Raw genomic sequence first — 18,131 nt, 5'->3', positions numbered from 1 at the left:
AACGCGTCGAAGTATTGCGCGTGGATGAAGCAGTGCGCGTGGATAGGGTGTCCGCACCATCATCCACACGTCGGGCAGAACAGGCATGGCAGCAGGAGGGGACGGCGTTGGCTGAGCACGAGATCGGGTGCCCGATGCTGGAGGAGGTCCACCGCATCGTCGCCGACAAACAGTGCGCGGTGCTGTCCCTGGACATCTTCGACACCCTGCTGTGGCGGCGGGTGCCGCGGCCCACCGACGCGTTCGCGCTGCTGGCGGCCCGGCTGCGCGCCGAGGGCCTGTGCCCGCCGTGGGTCACCGACGCCACGTTCCGCCGCATGCGGATCGCCGCCGAGCGCACCGCCCGCCGCGGCCGCGACGCCATGGGCAGCGAGGTGTCGCTGGCCGACATCTGGCGCGCCATGCCCGCCGACGTGTTCGCCGGCGCCGAGCCCGAGCAGCTCGTCGAGGCCGAGGTGCGGCTGGAACGCGACATCACCGTCGTCGACCTGGACGTCGCCGCGGTCGTGCGCGCCGCCCGCAAGCAGGACATCCAGATCGTGCTGGTGTCCGACACCTACTTCACCGAGGACCAGCTGTCGCTGCTGCTCGACCGGCCCGAGCTCGGCCCGATGCACGACGTTGCGATCTTCCGCTCCAACCAGCACGGCACCGACAAGGCGTCCGGCCTGTGGGAGATCGTGCTGCGCGAGCTGGACCGCAGCCCCCGCCAGATCGTGCACATCGGCGACAACGAGACCGCCGACTTCGAGGTCCCGGCGGAGCTGGGCGTGCGCACCGTCCACTACCGCAGGCTCGACGACGCCTACGAGGAGGTGCTGCGGCGCGAGCGCGAACCGCTGGACGACCTCGACGCGCACGCCCCCGACCTGGACCCGGTGCACGGCGACTTCGGCCTGACCAGCCTGCGCGCCAAGACCATCCACGCCGGCGGCCCGCACGCCACCTCCGCCCTCGACACCGCCTGGCGGTACGGCGCGGGCGTGCTCGGCCCGGTGCTCACCGGGTTCGCCGAATGGGCCGCCGCCCGCGCGCACGCGTCCGGCATCCGCCGGCTGTGGTGCCCCATGCGCGAGGGCGAACTGCTCTCCCAGATGATCAACAATGCGGCGCGGACCCGCGGCTGGGACGTCGAGGCGCACCCGGTCTGGCTGTCCCGGTTCGTCACCTCGCTGGCCGGGCTCGACCCGTTCGACACCGCAGCGGTCCACGCGTTCGTGCGCAGCGGCTACCAGATGACCGTCCGGCAGGTGCTGTCGGTGCTGGAGCTGCAGGCGGGCGAGGTGCCCGGCCTGGCCACCGAGCTGGACACCGTCATCGACAACGGCGACATCGCCGAACGCGTCGCCCGCGCGCTGACCGAGACGCCGCACCTGCGCAACCGGCTCGCCGTCACCGTCACCGCCGCCCGGGAGCGGATGATCCGCTCGCTGCGCGAGGCCGGCGCCCTCGACGAAAGCGCCGACGGGGCCGACGGCAGGGGCGAGCTGACCCTGGTGGACCTCGGCTGGGGCGGCACCATCCAGCTCCAGCTGGCCCGGGCGCTGCGCATCGCCGGGATCGACGTCGCCCCCGCCGGGCTCTACCTGGCCACCGACAACCGGTCCGAACGCGTCTACCTGGCCGGGCTGCGCGCCGAGGGCTACCTGGCGCAGGCCGGGCACCCCGAGCGGGTCGCCGCGACCATCACCCGCAGCCCCGAGATCGTCGAGCAGTGCGTCAACGCGCTGTGCGGGTCGCTGGTCGGGTTCGAGGAGGACGGCTCCCCGATCCTCGGCGAGACGGCCGACGCGCCGTCGCAGAACGCCGAGCGGCGCGCCGTCCAGGACGGCATCCTGGCCTTCCAGCGCAACTGGAACCGGTACGCGGCGGCCGCCGACACCCCCTGGCCGGACCTGGCCGAGCCGCAGGCCGCCCGCGACCGCCTCGCCCGCATCCTGGTGGCGGCACTGGAGACGCCGACCCCCGCCGAGGCCGCCGTCTTCGGCAACTGGGTGCACGAGGACAACTTCGGCTCCGACCTGGTCACCACGCTGCTGCCGGACGACCTGCGCGCCGCCGTGCCGTACCTGTCCGTCAACGACCTGGCCGACCTGCACATGCGCGACTCGTTCTGGCCCGGTCTGATCGCCGCGTCCGACCCGCAGCTCGGCGCGCTCGCCCGCGTCATCGCCGACGGCCACCTCGACCGGCGGGCGCTGGAACCGGCCGGGGAGCCGGTCGACACCCGGCTGCGCTACCGCACCGTGGACGACCGCTGGCACGAGACGATCCGCTGTCGCGTCCGCGTCAACCACAACGGGCTGTCGTTCGCCCGGCTGCGCTTCGAGCACCACGACACCGTGGACATCTCCCTGGCGATCCCCGGCCGTCCCGCGATCGTGCGGGTGGACTGGATCGAGGCCCGGGTCATCGCGGGCGGCCGCCGCCGCGAGCAGGTGCTGCGCTGGGACAAGCCCGAGGACTTCGTCGGCCTGCACTACGCCGACTGCCGCTACCTGGGCGGCAACCTGATGGAGTTCTTCGCCCCGCACGCCGCCGTCTGGCTGCCGATCGCCCGCCGCGCCGGCGCGCCGGTCGTGTCGTCCGGCCAGGTCAGCGTCGCCTTCGCCATGCTGCCGCAGTCGATGAGCGGGATGGCGCCGCGGATGCCCGTCGACAAGCGGGCGGAGCTGTCGGCGCGGGCGGCCCGCCTGTCGGGGCGGCTGCGCGAGGAGTACCGCACCTCGGGCGTCAAGGGCGTGGCCGCCGGGGCGGGCCGTGTCGCCAGGCGCAAGCTGGGAGGTGCGTTCTGAACCCGGCCGAGATCCGCGGCTCGCGCGGCGACCCGCACCGGCAGGCCAGGGCCGCGCGCGAGCAGCCGCTGCTGCTGCACTCCATGGCGGTGTTCCGCGAGCTGTTCGAGCTGGTGTTCGCGCACCGCCGGGTGTCGGCCGTCGTCGAGGTGGGCGTGGAGTCCGGGCAGGTCAGCGCCGTCTACGCCGACCTCGGCGCCACCGTGTACTGCGTCGAGCCGAACCCCGACGAGCGGTTGCGCGAGTTCCTGGCGCAGCATCCGCGGCTCAACCTGGTCGAGGGGGCGTCGCCCGACGTCCTGGGCGAGCTGCCCGCCGCCGACCTGTACGTGCTGGACGGCGACCACAACTACGCCGTCGTCCGCCGCGAACTGGCCTGGATCATGGCGCATGCCCCGGACGCCGTCGTGGTGCTGCACGACGTGCTGTGGCCGTGCGGCCGCCGCGACTTCTACTACCAGCCGTCCCCCCTGCCGCCCTCGGACGTGCACGACTCCACCCGCGACGGGCCCACCGTCTGGCACGACGAGGTCACCCCGGCCGGGTTCGTCGGCGACGGCGCCTACACCGTCGCGACGCATGCGGGCGGCGAACGCAACGGCGTGCTCACGGCCGTCGAGGACGCGCTGGCCGACGGCGGCGCGGGCTGGCGGTTCGAGATCGTCCCGGCGGTGTTCGGGTTCGGCGTGCTCGCCCGCGACGAGGTCCCCGGCACCGCGGAGCTGTTCGCGGCGCTGCGGCCGTACACGTCCTCGGCCCTGCTCGCCGCCATGGAGAACAACCGGATCGCGCTGTACACGCGGGTGCTGCAACTGCAGTACGAGGCGCAGACCCACGCGGACGACGCCAACCGGCTCGCCGAGACCATCGCCGCCCAGCAGCGGGAGATCGAGCGGCTGCGCGGCGAACTCGAACAACGCGACGCCGAGATCGCGACCCGGCGGCACGAACTGGAGGGGCTGCGCGCCGAACTGGCCCGGCGGACGGCCCCCCGCCGCGCCGCACCGCCCGAACTCGGCACCGCCGTCACCCAGCTGGGGCGGGCCATAACCGCCAAAGTGCGCCGGGACCCGGACGGACGATGACCCCGGCGCCGCCGTCCCGGCTGATCGCGATCCTGGCCTTCCTCGGCTTCTTCGCGGTCGGCGGCGGCTGGGCCATCGCGATGCCCTGGGACGGCGGCCCGGACGAGCAGGCGCACATCACCCGCGCCGCCGGCGTGGTCGGCGGAGACGTCGCCGCACCGCCGGCGTACATCACCGTGCCCGGCTTCCCGCGGCCGCTGCCGGGCACCCACCAGACCGTTCCGTCCGGTGTCCTGCGCAAGTCGCCCGCGTGCTTCGCCTTCAAACCCGAGCAGCCCGCCAGCTGCATGGACGAGAGGGCCCCGGCGCCGCGTCCGCACGCGCCCGCGGAAGGGTTCTCCGCCACGGGCCGCTACCACCCCACCTACCACGCGGTGGTCGGCTGGCCGCTCAGGCTGTGGCCGGACGACACCGGTCTGCTGCTCGCCCGGCTGCTGAGCGCGGCCCTGTCGGCGGCCTTCCTCGCCGCCGCGACCCACAGCGTCCTGGCCTGGGCGCGGCGGCCGTTCCTGCTCGCCGGTCTGCTGGTCGCCGCCACGCCCCTCGCGCTGCACCTGACCGGCGTGATCAACCCGAACGGGCTGGAGGTCAGCGCGGCGATCGCGATGTGGACGGCCCTGATCCCCGCCGTCCTCGATGACCGGCCGGTCGAGCGGCGGCTGCTGGTTCTGGCGGGTGTCGCCGCCGCCGTCGTGGCGTGGAGCCGCCCGTCCGGACCGCTGGCCGTCGCGCTGGCCCTGGCCGTCCTGGGCGGCACCGCCGGCCGCGCCCGCCTCGCCCGGCTGGTCCGCGACCGCGCCGCCCGGCTGACCGCCCTGGCCGTCGCCGCGGCCTGCCTGACCTCGGGGATCTGGACGCTGGCGATGAAGGCCACCGAGCTGGTGCCGGTCCCCGGCGGCGCCGGGCTCGGCCCCGCCGACGCGCTGCGCGTGGTCGCCGTCGAACGCCTGTCGTTCTATCTGAAGTCCATGGTCGGCCAGTTCGGGTGGCTGGACTTCACCATGCCGGCCGCCTTCTACGCCGTCTGGTTCGCCGCGGCCGGCTTCCTGCTGCTCGCCGCGCTGGCCGCGGGCACCGGCCGCGACCGGCTCCGCCTCCTGCTCACCGCGGCGGGCGCGTTCGCCCTGCCGCTGTGGCTGGACGTCTTCGGCGCCGAATCCGACGGCATGGTCGCGCAGGGCCGCTACATGCTGCCGTGCGCGGTCGGCGCCGTCCTGCTGGCCGCCTACACCGTCGACGAAAGCGGCCTGTTCGCCCGCCCGTTCGCCCCCTCGGTGACGCGCTGGCTGGCGGCGGCCGTGCTCCCCGCGCACCTGGTGGGACTGGCGTATACGATGATCAGATACCAGCACGGCCTGCGGCCCGGCGTGCCCGCTGTGAACCCGCTCACCGGCGAGTGGCAGCCCCCGCTGGGCTCGGCCACGGCCCTCCTCACGGCGACGGTCGGCCTGCTCGCGCTGGGTGCGATGACCTGGCTGTGCACCCGCGCCGCCCGCTTCGGGAACGCCGGGGCGCCGCGCGATCGTTACACCCCGGCCGCGGCTTCCTGACCGGATCCGACCCGCCGCCGCGGCCTCGCTCTTTGCGGAGGGACGAATTGGGCAACTACGTCACGACTGTCGCGATGCACGAGGAGACCTGGGGGACCTTCCTCGAACCGGACCCTGCCCTGGCCGACGTCGACGACCTGCACGAGGCGCTGCACATCCCCATCTACAGCGGGCACCATGCCCCGCTCAAGACGTTCGCCGGACGCAGCACGATCTTCGACCGCATCACCGCGCGGATCGAGTCGTCGCAGGTGGCCTACGAGGACCAGTGCAGCGCCCACCACTACTTCGACGTGTTCTGCCGTGTCGAGCGCACCCATCTGGAGCTGACCCGGCTGGTCGACGTCGGCGTCTTCATGGGCGGCTCGTCGGCCATCCTGGCCGGGTGCGTGGAGCCGATGGGGCTGGAACTGGACCTGGTGGACGTCAACCACGCCTACCTGCAGTTCACGCGCGAACGCCTGCGCCGCCTGTTCCCGAACGCGATGGCGCGCGTGCGGATGTTCCACGGCGACCTGCCGACCTACGTCAGCATCGTGCTGACGGCCGAGCCGCAGACCCGCGCGTTCGTCCACCACGACGGCGCCCACGACTTCAACCAGGTCGTCAAGGACCTCAGCGCCCTGTACTTCGTCCGCGACCGCGTGCACGGCCTGGCCATCCAGGGCACCCACCTGCGCGGCTCGATCGAGCACAACAACTTCGTGGACGCCGCCGTGTACGCCGTGTTCGGGGTCGGCGTCGACTGCGAGCCGCTCGGCGCCAACTTCCCGGTCGGCGACCCGGTCACCAACCCCAACCGGTGGAACGGAAACTACTTCCTCGCGGGCCGGCACGAGGGCATGTACGTCCCGTTCGCCGGCCTCGACTGGAAGTATCCGCACCCCTCCATGGAGCTGGAGGCCTTTCTGCCCGTCAAAGCCTGAGGCGCGCCGCCGGACGCCACGTGATCTCCGCTCAGGAGGCGGAGACCGTGCCCGTGGCGACCAGGGCGAGCACGATGACGCCGAGCACCACCCGGTAGCCGATGAAGACGGTGTAGGTGTGCTTGGCGACGAACTTCAGCAGCCACGCCACGGCGACGTAGGCGACGATGAAGCTCACCGCCGTGGCGGTGAGCGTCGCGGTCCAGCCGACGCCCTCGGTGATCGTGTCGTACTCGTCGACGAGCTGCAGCCCGCCCGCGGCGGCCAGCGCGGGGACCGACAGGAAGAACGACAGCTTGGTGACCGTGACCCGGTCCAGGCCGCGCAGCAGGCCCGCGGACATCGTCGCGCCCGAACGCGACACCCCCGGGATCAGCGCCAGGCACTGCGCGAGCCCGATGACCAGGGTGTCCTTCCAGGTGACCTCCTTCTCGCTGCGGGTCTGGGCGGCGGTCCGGTCGGCGAAGTACATCACCCCGCTCCACAGGATCAGCGCCGACCCGACGTACCACAGGCTGCGCAGCGTCGTCTCGATCTGGTCCTTGAACAGCAGGCCGACGATGCCGATCGGGATCGCGCCGAGCCCCACCGCCCAGGCCTGGCGGTAGTCCAGATCGTCGCGGAATTCGCGGCGGAACAGGCCGCGCAGCCACGCGCCGATCAGCCGCGCGAAATCGCCGCGGAAGTACAGCAGCGTCGCCAGGACGGCGCCGATCTGAATGATCGCGGTGAACGCGGTGATATCAGCATCGTCGGGAGAATATCCGAGCAGGCTCTCCAGAATCGTCAGATGCCCGGTACTGGATATCGGCAGGAACTCGGTCAGCCCCTCCACGGCGCCGAGGAATACCGCTTCCAGAATGTTCAAGGTGGCCCTCGTATTCGTTCATCGGGTGCGCTGCGGACCGGTCGCGGGTGGACCGCGGCGACCGGCTCGATCGCATGTCAAGGGGTGTGTGCCGCTCGCCGTGCGGTCTCCTCGCGGGCGGCGCCGCGGCAGTGGACTCCTCTGGCGCCAAGGGAGACGATACTGGTCCTCGCCAAGCAGGCAAACCAGCGATCGGCACCCGATGCAGCTTACTTTGGCCGGTGCGTCCGCCATGCACGAATCGACGGAATCGGGCGGGCGGAAGCGGTTTTCGGGGCAGATCGCCGGGCCGTGTACTTTGCGGCGGAAACGGCTCGGCGACACGCGGATTAGCAATCGGCGAAATTCGCGTGAACGGTTAATGAACGAGCCGTGTGCCGGGTTTCCGGTTCCCGCGGCGGCCGAAGCGCCCCTTCGGTCGTCCGGACTGCACCAGGGTGTCCCCCCGTCATCGGTAAGGTCGGGCCCTGTGACGGGGATCGTGGACTATGGGCGCTTTGCGGAGCGGCTCCGGCAGGTGATGCCGCGCTGGGACGACCGGGGGCGGATGTCCGAGGAGGAGTTCGCCGAGCACCTGGCCGACACCGGGCCGCGCTGGGAGCTGCTGCGGCAGTTCCAGGAGGAGTGGGGGTACGTGCCGCCCGGCGGCGAGCCCGCCTGGCCGCGCTGGACGGAGGACGGGCACAAGGCGTACGTGCGCAGCCTGTTCGGCCATACCGACGACGACCGGTTCGCCGACGTCGACCTGTCGCTGCCCATCCCCAAGGCGCTGGACGAGTGGTGGGACCTGCCGTTCAACTCCTTCGCCTACCGCCCCCGCCTCTACTGGACGAACCCGGTGTGGCCGCCGGCCGTGCGTCCCGACCCGACCGGGTACGGCGTCAGCGACGGGCTGCCGGAGGACAACCCGTACGTCGGCCCCGGCGGCGACCTGCGGCTCTGCGTGTTCATGGCGGAGAACCAGTATTGCAACGAGTGGGGCTACCTGGCCGCGGAGGCCGGGATGGCCGATCCGCGGGTGTTCGTGAGCGTCGAGGACGGCTGGGTCGTCCAGAGCCGCTCGGTGTCGGAGTTCTTCCTCCAGCTCGCGGTGGAGCGGTTGCCCCAGCACTTCGGGTGGACGCTGTGGCTGGGGGAGGAGGAGTTCGGCGCGGACGAGGCGGAGATGGCCCGGCGGGTCCGGGAGCGGTTCCCGGAGCTGGGCCTGCTGCCGTGGCGGGAGCTGGGCGCCGAGAGCCACACCTACGGCGCCCCTGACGCGATCATCCGGTTCAACGCCGAGGACTACGACGGCGGCCCCCTGCACATTCACGGGCGGACCCGCGCCGCCCTGTGCGACGTCGCGGAGGCGCTCGGCATCGACGTGCGGGACGAGTGGATCTCCGAGCCCGACCCCGAGGACGCCAAGCTGGACCTCGGGCCCGTCGCGCTCGCCGCGGGCGATGCCGACGACCAGGGCCGGTGGACGGTGCTCCAGGTGAGCCCCGAGCGGACGGAACGCGCCGAGATCTCCTTCGGGGCCGTGACCGGCGAGGCCGAGCCGCCCGGCCTGACGGTGGCGGCCCTCGACTCCGAGGCCGCCACCCTGGTCGCCGGGGACCGCGACGGCGGAGTGCACGTCCGGCTCCTGGACGCCGACCCGCCGCGCGCCCTCCAGCACGCCCTGCACAACGGCGCGGTGACGGCGGTGACCAGCCTCAGGGCGCGGAGCGGGGCCTCGGTGATGTGGAGCGGGGACGACAAGGGCGTCGTCCGCATGTGGGGTTCGGAGCTCGACCCGCTGGACGTGCCCTACGACATCAGGAGGCGGAACCGGGTCACCGCCCTGCATGCGGAGCTGCTGCCCACGGGCGTGGCCGTCGCCGTCGCCTGGTCGGACGGGCTGGTCCGGATCCACGACATGGTCACCCAGCTCACCGCCGACCTCGAACTCGGCAGCGGCATCGACCATCTCGTCCTGCGGCCCGACGCGACGCTCGTCGTCGGCGGCGACCACGGGACGGTCCTGCTGCGGTTGCGTCCCGAACGGCTGTGGCCGACGCGCGAACTGGCGGCGCGGCTGCAGAAGGTCGAGTGGGAATCGCTCAGGACCTTCCCCGACCGCGACGCCTCCAACATCCCCGACCTGATCCTGCGCGCGGCGACGGCGGACGCCTACGAAGCCGAGCGCACGGTGGAGGCCCTGGCGGCGCGGTTCCTGGAGGACGGCGCGACCTGCCCGGCCGCGGGGACGGCGGCGCCCCCGCTGCTGGACGCGGCCGCCGACCCGGGGTGCAAGGTCCGCGCCGGGCTGCTGGACCTCCTCGCCCGGATCGTCGGCGCCCCCGCCGCCGATCGCGGTGCGGCGCTGGCCCGCGCGGCGGTCGCGTCCCGGCGGCAGACCCTGCTCGGCCTGCTGGACGACCCGGACCCGGCGGTACGCGCCGCCGCCGCGACCCTGGCCGCCGCCGCCGGCCTGGACACCGCCCGGCCGGACGCCACCTGAGCACGGGGCAGCCGCCGGGCGGCCGCGCAGTGTCGGTGGGGCCGGTTAGCTTGCGGCGCATGTCGCGAGGATCCCTGGACGAACTGCCGGACGGGCTTCCACCGGGCAGGCTGATCACACCTGAGGAGGCCGACCGTCCGGCCCTGTGGGTGTCGGACGAGCCGCTCCCCGACGCGGGCCGGCACTGGCTGCGGCTCTACGACCTGCGTCACGAGACCGGCCTCTACCCGCTGCTGCTGGAGGGGCTGGCCGGTGACCCCGGCCGCCCCTGGCATGACGGCGAGCTGTGGCCCGGCTCCGTCGCCGCCATCGACGCACTGGACGCCGAGAACGTCCTGGAGAAGGCGTGGCATTCGGTGACCGAGGGGGCGGAGCACGGCCCGCTGTCCGGCCCGTGGCCCGGCCTGGCCCCTCCCGGCGAGGCGGACGCGGACGCCGACGCCGCGGCGCGCCGCCAGGCCGAAAGGAGCGACTGCGCCCTGCTCGGCCTCGTGCCCGCCGAGCGCGGCGCGGACGCGCTGACCGCGGCGGGCTGGGGCGGTCCGTGCAACCACCTCGGCACGGCCGAGGTGTCGGCCGTCGTCCGCTCCTGGGAGAACCGGTTCGGGGCCCGCGTGACGTCGGTGGGCTTCGACATCCTCCGCCTCTCCGTGGCCGCGCCGCCGACGACGGTCGAGCACGCCCGCCGGGTCGCCGTCGAGCACCACGCGCTGTGCCCCGACAACATCTGGCAGGGCGTCGGCGACTTCGACCAGTACGCCGAGTTCCTGGCCGACGCCGAGTCCTGGTGGTTCTGGTGGGACTGACAGCCGCGCGGCGTCCGCCCTCGGCCGGGGCTCAGCACTTGATCTCGATCGCCCGGGGCACGATGCGTCACTCGGCCCGGCGGACGGGCTGGCGGAGGATCGTCTTGAGCTTCTCCGGCCGGGTCCGGCGCGGGTCGCTGAGGTAGATCTCGTGGTGCAGGCCGTGCAGGCGCAGGCCGCCCGCCTGGATGTACTCGTTGTGCAGCCGGGCCAGCAGGGGCGCCTCGTCGTCGTAGGAGCCGACGTGCAGGACCTGCGCGCACAGGCCCTCGTGCAGGGTGTGGTGGCGGACGTCGGCGATGGCGGGGCGCTTCTTCTTGGCCGCTGCGATGGCGCGGGCCTCCTCGACCGCCTCCTTGGTGATCCAGTCGGGCAGGCTGATCAGCATCGTCCATGCCCAGGACGCCTTCGCCCGGGCGGTGAACACCTCGTAGTCGTCTGCCCACCACAGCCCTTCCAGGGGCGCCACGACGAAGTCGCGGCCCTCGCGTTTGGCGGCGAACTTGAGCGTGTAGGCCACGCTGTAGAGGGCTTCGACGGCGGCCGCGTAGACGGGCGAGGTGTTGGGGTCGCCCTGGCCGTCGATCGCGATGAAGTGCTGCTCGGGCACCTCGACCAGCGCCCATTCGGTGTTCTTCGGCGCGTACAGCGCTTTGCGTTCTCGTTTGACGTCGTAGGACGCCATCGTTCAGGTCCCTTCGAGGTCGGACGCGTGGTCAGCCCGCGTCGTCAAGCCGGATCATCAGCCGGGTCTCCAGCCGGTAGTAGCGGTAGCCGGTGTCCGGATCGACCCGGGCCGGAACCAGCAGGCCCAGGATGCCGTAGTGCCGCAGCTGCTTGACGCCGAGCCGGTACAGCCGGCGAACCGCCCGATCGGCAGGAGTTCCTCTGTCACGCCACCAGCATGGACGCTCCCATTGCGGGAGAGTCAAGATCGCGAAACGTGCGTGTGCGGGATACGGGCGGAACGCACCGAATCCCCAATGGGTGGGACAATATGAATGTGTCTCATCTCTCCGTTTCCGGGGTTCTGCGCAGCGTCGTCGGAACCGTCGTCACCCTCCTGTTCGGCGTCGTCATCGCGGCCATCGGCGTCGTCTTCGTCGTGGCCGAGTTCCCGGACGGCGTCCGCGACCTGCGCGCCTACGAGGCGGCGCAGCGCTGCCCGGCCGCCCCGTCCGGGCCCGCCGAATGCCGCTGGACGCAGGAGTTCACCGTGTCCGGCGTCCACCTGACCAACAAGAGGGGCGACTTCGACCGCGTGGTGCTGACCGGCGCGGACGGCAAGACCTGGGAGGCGCGCTACACCTCCCGGGCCCCCGTCGTGGACAGCCTGGACAAGGGCGACCGGGTCACCGGCACCATCTGGCGCGGCCGGTTGACCGAGATCGCGGCCGACGGCGAGTCCCAGCGGACCTACGACGCCCCGGCCGACCTGCGCGCCCGGTCCCTCGTGCTCGCGCTGATCACCATCCCGAGCGGCCTGCTCATGGCGGCCGTGTGCCTGTGGCGGCTGGCCCGCCGCGTCGCCGACCCGACGCCGGGCATGGCCGCCGCTCTGGGCCTGTCCATCGCGCTGTTCTTCGCCGGGCTCTTCGCCCCGGTTCTGACCGCAGGCAGCGACAAGGAACGTTTCTGGCCGGTGGCGGCCGTCTGGCTCCCCATCGCCGCCGTCATGACCGTCGTGGCCTGCGTCTACGCCTCACGGAAGCGGACCGCCGAAGCCGAACCCGAGCCCGACGCCGCGGCGCCCGCCTCGTGACCGCCCGCACCAGGCCCGACAACCTGCGCATTTCCGGCGACCGATCCACGGCTGAAAAGGCTCGGGGGTGCGGAACCGGCCGGTGCCCACGGCGGCCGGGTGCCCCTGCCGCTGTGGCGCCCGGACGGCGCCTCATGTACGGCGGCATCGCCCGCAAACCGTAGCCCCCACGGCACCTGTACCGGCTCGGCCGAGCCCGCGGGGGGTTGACGGCGATGTTCCGGTGACCGGATCCGGCCAGCGCTGCGGCGTCGGGGTGCCCGATGTTTACCGCAGGTGAACCTGCTGACCGAATTCGCCATGAATATCGCTCATCAGGCGCTCTTCGGGGGAACGTGGCGCGGGACCCGGCGAACGTCTTTAATCTGGGCGGAAGAGGACGCCATGCCCTCAGGCATCCCGCAACTCCCAGGGGTCTCACGACGTGACCGACAGCGCCCGCGGGTCCGCGACGACACGGCTGATCCAGGCCGACCGCGTCTACGTCGGCTGGCGCTACGCGCAGGTCCATCCGGACCCCGGGCCGCCGCCGGAACCGCCCGAGCCCGCGGGGCTCGAACCGCCGCCCGCCGTTCCGGTGCCGCGGCCCGTCGAGCACATGGCCGGGCGTCCGCTGCGCATGGCCGCGGGCGCCACCGGCGTCGGCGTCGCACTGTTCGTCGGCTGCGGGCTGGCCGGGGTGCTGCCCTGGGCGTTCGCCGGTGTGGCGCTGCTGGCCTGCGCGATCATCCTGGGCATCACCGGGTCCGCGCTGTGGCGGGAGGAGCGGGTCATCCGGGCCCGCCTGGCCGCCGAACGCGACCGGCTGGAACGCCTGCGCGCCGAACGCCGCCGCCGCGAGGAGGCCGCGGCCCGCGAGCACGAGGCCGCCTACCGCGACTGGGAGCGGCGCCGCCGCGCCTACGACAGCCAGCGCGAGTGGTACCCGGTGGCCGTCCCGCCCGGCGTCGACCGCGTCGACATCGTCGGCGGCACGCTGGCGGGCTGGTCCGCCGCCGTCACCACGATGGGCGCGTCCCGGCTGGCGGTCGGCGCCCGCGTCACCGTCATCGACCTGTCCGAGGGCGCGGTCGCCCATGACCTGCTGCGGCTGGCCGCCGACCGCGGCGACGACCCGCTGGTGTGGGTGCTCCCCGCCGACCTGCCCCGGCTCGACGCGACCCGGGGGCTCGGCCGCGAGGCGCTCGCCGACGTGCTGTCGCTGGTGGTCGGCGCCGGCGACGAGCACGGCAGCACCCGCGACCTGTCGTTCGACAACTCCATCCTGGAGCGCGTCATCGACGTGCTGCGGCCCGCCGGCCGAAGGAGCACCGCCGAGCCCACCATCCCGCAGATCACCGCCGCGCTGCGGGTGCTGGCCCAGGTCGGCGACCCGCGCGACGACCTGCGCCGCGGCCTGCTCACCGACGACCAGCTGGAACGCCTGGCCACGATGTTCGGCCGGGACGCCACCGACCGGATCGTGGTGCGCCGCGCCTGGGCGCTGGAGGCGCAGCTGCGCAAGCTGGAGAAGCTGGCCACCGAGCCGGTGCGGCTGCCGCCGTCGCGCCTGCACGTGCTGTCCATGGACCGCCGCGCCGGGGTGCTCACCAACCGGATCCTCGGCACGTACGTCACCACCGCGCTCACCCACCGCATCCGGCAGTCGCCGCCCGGCGGACGCTGGGACCACACCCTGTTCCTGTGCGGGGCCGAGAAGCTGCGCGGCGACGTGCTCGACCGGCTGATCGACGCCTGCGAGGCCGCCGGCACCGGGCTGGTGCTGATGTACCGGTCGATCCCGCCGCACGTGCGCGAACGGCTCGGCCGCCGCGGGCACGCCGCCGTCGGGTTCATGCGCGTGGGCAACCCCGAGGACGCCCGCGTCGCCGCCGACCACATCGGCGCGGGTCAGCGGCTGCTCGTCGCCGAGATGACCGACTCGGCCGGTGAGGCGCTGCCGGACGACGTCGCCGCGGAGGGCTACGCCAGCACGGTCGCCTACGCCCGCGTCCGCGGCGACGGGCTGACCGACCCGGTGTGGTCGCCGCTGCCCGGCCCGGCCGACGACGCGGCGCTCGCCCGGGTCATCGGCTCGGCCACCGCCTGGGGCCGCACCGTCGGCGCCGACGGCGCGGGCAAGCAGCGCTCCCGCGAACTGCTCGTCGAACCGCACCAGCTGCAGGAGCTCCCGCCCACCGCGATGGTCTTCACCCACGCGGGCGGCAGCGGCCGCCGCATCCTGCTGGTGGACGCCAACCCGGGCATCATCACCCTGCCCACCACGCACTCGATGCAGTTCGAGGAGTATCTGCGCGAGCAGGAGAAGCAGGACGGCCAGGTGGGACTGGAACGCGACAGCGGTGACGCCCCGCCGCCGGACGGCTCGTCCGACGCGCAGGCCCCCGAAGCGCCCAACGGGTCGCACGGCCGGTCGTCCGCCGCACCGCCCGCCGCCCCTCACGACGCGGCACCCGGCAGCGGCGCCACGGACCACGCCACGAACCGCAACGCGCACGGAGAGGCGGACCGCGACACTGGCCGCAGCGCGAACCGCGACACTGGCCGCAGCGTGAACAGCGGCGCGAACGGCAGTGCGGGCCGCGGCGCGAACAGCGGCACGAACGGCGAGGTGAACGGTGCGGTGCGGCGCGGCAGGCACGGCGGTGCCCGCCGGGGGACGCGGATCGTCCCGTCACTGCGGTCCAGCGGCAGGCACGCCGCCGACCCTCCGCAGGGACGCTAGGAGCTCTGGCGCGAGCGGCCGGGGGCCGGTAAGGATGCTGGGGTGACATCAGCCCCGGATGCGCAGTCCTCAGGTGCCGAACTCCAGCAGGGCGGATCCGTACTGGCGGGGCCGTGGTACCGGATCCAGGCGATTCCGGCGCCGCGGCGCACCGCCTCCGCCGAATGGGACTTCGTCAGCGTGCTGCCCGCCGCGTTGTCGGCGGCGCGGCGGCGCCGCCCGTTCGTGGTGGGCTGGCTGTCGCCCGGCGGCGGCGCGCCCCTGCAGCTGATCACCAACGCCGGGCCGGTCGGCGGGCCGCCCGCCCGGGACGGCGAGACCCGCGGGCTGCTGTTCCCCAGCGGCGCGCGCGGCGTGGCGATCGGGGACGGGTGGCTGCGCCAGGCCGAGCGGATGACCTGGACCCGCTGCCCCGGTCGGCTGGCCCCGCAGGCGTCCCGCCCCGACGAGGGGTTCGGGCTGTTCGAGTCGACGCTGGTCACCCTCATGGAGCGGCCGTTCGGCTGGTTCGTGGTCGCCGACCCGTGCGACGAACGGCAGGTCGACGTCGAGATGCGCGAGCTGCACCACGAGCTGCGCATGCTGCGGCGCGGCGAGGACGAGCAGGCCCGGCTCGCCGTCGCCCGCGCCGACCAGCGGCTGGCCGAACTGGACGCGTTCCGCGAGGCCGGGCTGTGGCGGGTGCGGGTGCTGGCGGGCGCGGCGAACCCGGCCGAGCTGGGCCAGATCGCGCCCGTGCTCGTCGGGTCGATGGAGCTGGGCCACCACCCGTACCGGCTGCGGTCGGGGCAGATCACCGGCACGTTCAGCGAGATGCTGGACGTGGGCCCGTACCGGGCCGCCGACGGCTACCGGGCCGCCGAACCGGCCCGCTACCGCGCGGACGCCGCCGCGTACCGGGGGCAGACCCGCCGCCCCGACCCCGGGCTCGTGGACGGCGAGCAGCGGTTCCCGTTCGTCGCCACGGCCGGGGCGCTGGCTGCGCTCGCCGGGCTGCCGCGCCGCGAGGTGCCCGGCCTGCGGGTGCTGGACGCCGGCTACTTCGACGTCACCTCCGAGACCGACGAACCGCAGTCCACCGCCGCGCACGAACCGCGCATCGAGCTCGGCGCGATCCTGGACGGGCAGGACCGGCAGGTCGGCCGGTTCACCGTGCCCCGCTCCACGATCAACCGGCATGTGTTCGTCACCGGCGCCACCGGGGCGGGCAAGTCGCAGACCGTCCGGCACCTGCTGGAGCAGCTCACCCGCGCGGGCATCCCGTGGCTGGCGATCGAACCGGCCAAGTCGGAGTACGCGGCCATGGCGGGCCGCATCCGCGACCTCGGCGGCGGGGTCACGGTGGTGAACCCGTCCGACCCGGCGGCGGTGCCGCTGTCGGTCAACCCGCTGGCGCCCGAGCCCGGCTACCCGGTGCAGGCCCACATCGACATGGTGCGCGCGCTGTTCCAGGCCGCCTTCGACGCCGAGGAGCCGTTCCCGCAGATCATGGCGCAGGCGCTGCAGCGGGTGTACGAGGCCAACGGGTGGGACGTGGTGACCGGCGGCGGCGTGCCCGGCTCGCTCATCGAACCCGCGGTCCCCACGCTGGAACAGCTGCAGAACGCCGCGCTGCAGGTCATCGGCGAGGTCGGCTACGGGCGGGAGCTGATGGCCGACGTGCAGGGGTTCGTGGACGTGCGGCTGCGCAGCCTGCGCATCGGTTCGGCCGGGCGGTTCTTCGAGGGCGGGCATCCCGCCGACGTCGGCGGCATGCTGCGCGAGAACATCGTGCTGGCCATCGAGGACGTCGCAAACGACGAGGACAAGGCGTTCCTCATGGGCACGCTGATCATCCGCATCGTCGAGCACCTGCGGATGCGGGCCCGCGCCGGCGGCACCGCGCCGGGGCTGCGGCACGTCATCGTGATCGAGGAGGCGCACCGGCTGCTGCGCAACCGCGGCCCCGAGCGCACCAGCTCGCACGCCGTGGAGCTGTTCGCCGGGATGCTGGCGGAGATCCGCGCGTACGGCGAGGGCATCATCGTCGCCGAGCAGATCCCCACCAAGCTGGTGCCGGACGTCATCAAGAACACCGCGCTGAAGGTCGTGCACCGGCTTCCGGCGTTCGACGACCGGCACCAGGTGGGCGCGGCGATGAACCTGGACGACGACCAGTCCCGCGAGGTGGTGTCGCTGCGGCCCGGCGTGGCGGCGGTGTTCGCCGACGGCATGGACCGGCCGCTGCGGGTGCGGGTGCCGCTGGGCGAGGGCCGCGAGAAGGCGCTGCCCGGCCCGCCGCCCCCGATCGACGGGCGCCGCTCGGCCGCCTGCGGCTGCGAGTGCCGACTGGGCCGCGCCTGCACGCTGATCGAGCTGCGCGAGGCCGATCTGCTGGCCGCCGGCCCCGACGGGGCGTGGCTGCGGCTGTGGGCGGACGTGCTGGTGCTCGCGCACGTGGTCAACCGGCCGCTGCCCGCCGTCCCGCCGGACCTGTCGCGCACCTGGTCGCGGCTGGCGCCGCGGCTGCGCGAGTGCGCGCTGGCGACCGTCGTGGAACGCGCGGTGACGCGCCGCGCGTGGGCGCTGCGCACCGCCTACCCGCCCGCCGAGCTGACCGCCAAGGCCGCGGAGGTCGCGCAGCGGCTGCTGGACGGCGCGTACGAACTCGTCGGCACGGCACCGGGACCCGGGTGGGTGATCCCCCAGGTGCGGTGGCTGCACGAGATGGACAAGCTGTTCCCCTACGGCGCCGGCGTCCCCGACAAGCACGCGCCCGCCCCGCCCCTGGACTACCAGCTTCCCGGGTTGAAGCAGCCGCCCGAACCCAAGCTCGGCCACCGGCTGCGGGCGCTGCGCCGCCACCCGCTGTCGATGGAGCTGCAACGCAACCGCCCCGTCGCGCTCACCGCGCTGGGCGGCGACGACGAGCACGAGGCGTTCGCCCGCGACCTGGCCGCCGTCGCGATCGGCGTGCCCGAGGAGGAGCAGCTCGACCAGATCGCCGAGACCATGCGCGTCGCCTCGTGGCTGGAGCCGGTGCTGACCTGGCCGGACCGGTTCATCGACGCGTTCGAGAAAAACCCGCCGGGCCCGCCGTTCCCGGACGCCTGACCGTGCGGGTCAGATCGCGGCGGGTCAGATCGCGGC

12 protein-coding genes are annotated in these 18,131 nt (G+C 73.6%); 9 read left to right on the top strand and 3 right to left on the bottom strand.

The features are described 5' to 3' along the window. Nucleotides 1-107 precede the first annotated feature (107 nt). The 4 genes from QSK22_RS23955 (at nucleotide 108) to QSK22_RS23940 (ending at nucleotide 6,356) form a co-directional block, all read left to right on the top strand. Nucleotides 108-2,795: a hypothetical protein gene (locus QSK22_RS23955; RefSeq protein ID WP_285496587.1), complete on the top strand. Its 2,688-nt coding sequence runs from the start codon at nucleotides 108-110 to the stop codon at nucleotides 2,793-2,795. Nucleotides 2,796-2,878: 83 nt separating this feature from the next. Next, nucleotides 2,879-3,880 (top strand): class I SAM-dependent methyltransferase, encoded by a 1,002-nt coding sequence (locus QSK22_RS23950; RefSeq protein WP_285496586.1) that lies wholly within the window; start codon nucleotides 2,879-2,881, stop codon nucleotides 3,878-3,880. Continuing rightward, on the top strand, nucleotides 3,877-5,430 hold the full coding sequence (locus QSK22_RS23945; protein ID WP_285496585.1) for a DUF2142 domain-containing protein: 1,554 nt from the start codon (nucleotides 3,877-3,879) through the stop codon (nucleotides 5,428-5,430). Before QSK22_RS23950 ends, QSK22_RS23945 begins: the two co-directional genes overlap by 4 nt. A gap of 74 nt (nucleotides 5,431-5,504) precedes the next feature. Beyond that, nucleotides 5,505-6,356 carry a class I SAM-dependent methyltransferase gene (locus QSK22_RS23940; RefSeq protein WP_285496584.1) on the top strand — a complete coding sequence of 284 codons (852 nt, stop codon included), beginning with the start codon at nucleotides 5,505-5,507 and terminating at the stop codon, nucleotides 6,354-6,356. A 31-nt stretch (nucleotides 6,357-6,387) separates the two neighbouring features. Here the strand turns inward: QSK22_RS23940 and QSK22_RS23935 are convergent, their stop codons facing one another. Beyond that, nucleotides 6,388-7,224, bottom strand: coding sequence for an undecaprenyl-diphosphate phosphatase (locus QSK22_RS23935; protein ID WP_285496583.1), 837 nt, complete (start codon nucleotides 7,222-7,224; stop codon nucleotides 6,388-6,390). A gap of 469 nt (nucleotides 7,225-7,693) precedes the next feature. Between QSK22_RS23935 and QSK22_RS23930 the strand changes: the two genes are divergently transcribed. After that, on the top strand, nucleotides 7,694-9,709 hold the full coding sequence (locus tag QSK22_RS23930; RefSeq protein WP_285496582.1) for a WD40 repeat domain-containing protein: 2,016 nt from the start codon (nucleotides 7,694-7,696) through the stop codon (nucleotides 9,707-9,709). Between the two features lie 59 nt (nucleotides 9,710-9,768). Continuing rightward, nucleotides 9,769-10,515, top strand: coding sequence for a DUF4253 domain-containing protein (locus QSK22_RS23925; RefSeq protein ID WP_285496581.1), 747 nt, complete (start codon nucleotides 9,769-9,771; stop codon nucleotides 10,513-10,515). A 67-nt stretch (nucleotides 10,516-10,582) separates the two neighbouring features. Here QSK22_RS23925 and QSK22_RS23920 read toward each other — a convergent pair whose 3' ends face one another. Next, nucleotides 10,583-11,200 (bottom strand): GyrI-like domain-containing protein, encoded by a 618-nt coding sequence (locus QSK22_RS23920; protein WP_285496580.1) that lies wholly within the window; start codon nucleotides 11,198-11,200, stop codon nucleotides 10,583-10,585. 31 nt (nucleotides 11,201-11,231) lie between these two features. After that, on the bottom strand, nucleotides 11,232-11,447 hold the full coding sequence (locus tag QSK22_RS23915; protein ID WP_285496579.1) for a MerR family transcriptional regulator: 216 nt from the start codon (nucleotides 11,445-11,447) through the stop codon (nucleotides 11,232-11,234). A gap of 71 nt (nucleotides 11,448-11,518) precedes the next feature. On the opposite strand from QSK22_RS23915, the gene QSK22_RS23910 reads away from it, so the two are divergent. The 3 genes from QSK22_RS23910 to QSK22_RS23900 all read left to right on the top strand — a co-directional run bounded on the left by QSK22_RS23910 (nucleotide 11,519) and on the right by QSK22_RS23900 (nucleotide 18,095). Beyond that, nucleotides 11,519-12,277: a hypothetical protein gene (locus QSK22_RS23910; protein WP_285496578.1), complete on the top strand. Its 759-nt coding sequence runs from the start codon at nucleotides 11,519-11,521 to the stop codon at nucleotides 12,275-12,277. A gap of 424 nt (nucleotides 12,278-12,701) precedes the next feature. Next, a complete protein-coding gene (locus QSK22_RS23905) occupies nucleotides 12,702-15,002 on the top strand; it encodes a coiled-coil domain-containing protein (protein WP_285496576.1) in 2,301 nt (766 codons plus the stop codon). A gap of 42 nt (nucleotides 15,003-15,044) precedes the next feature. Beyond that, complete coding sequence (locus tag QSK22_RS23900) at nucleotides 15,045-18,095, top strand: ATP-binding protein (RefSeq protein WP_285496575.1); 3,051 nt, start codon at nucleotides 15,045-15,047, stop codon at nucleotides 18,093-18,095. Nucleotides 18,096-18,131: the final 36 nt, after the last annotated feature.

The sequence above is a fragment of the Actinomadura sp. NBRC 104425 genome (genome assembly GCF_030269545.1).
Taxonomy (GTDB): Bacteria; Actinomycetota; Actinomycetes; order Streptosporangiales; family Streptosporangiaceae; genus Spirillospora; species Spirillospora keratinilytica.
Note: the sequence above shows the minus strand (reverse complement) of the source record. Positions and strands in the feature narration are given on the sequence as shown.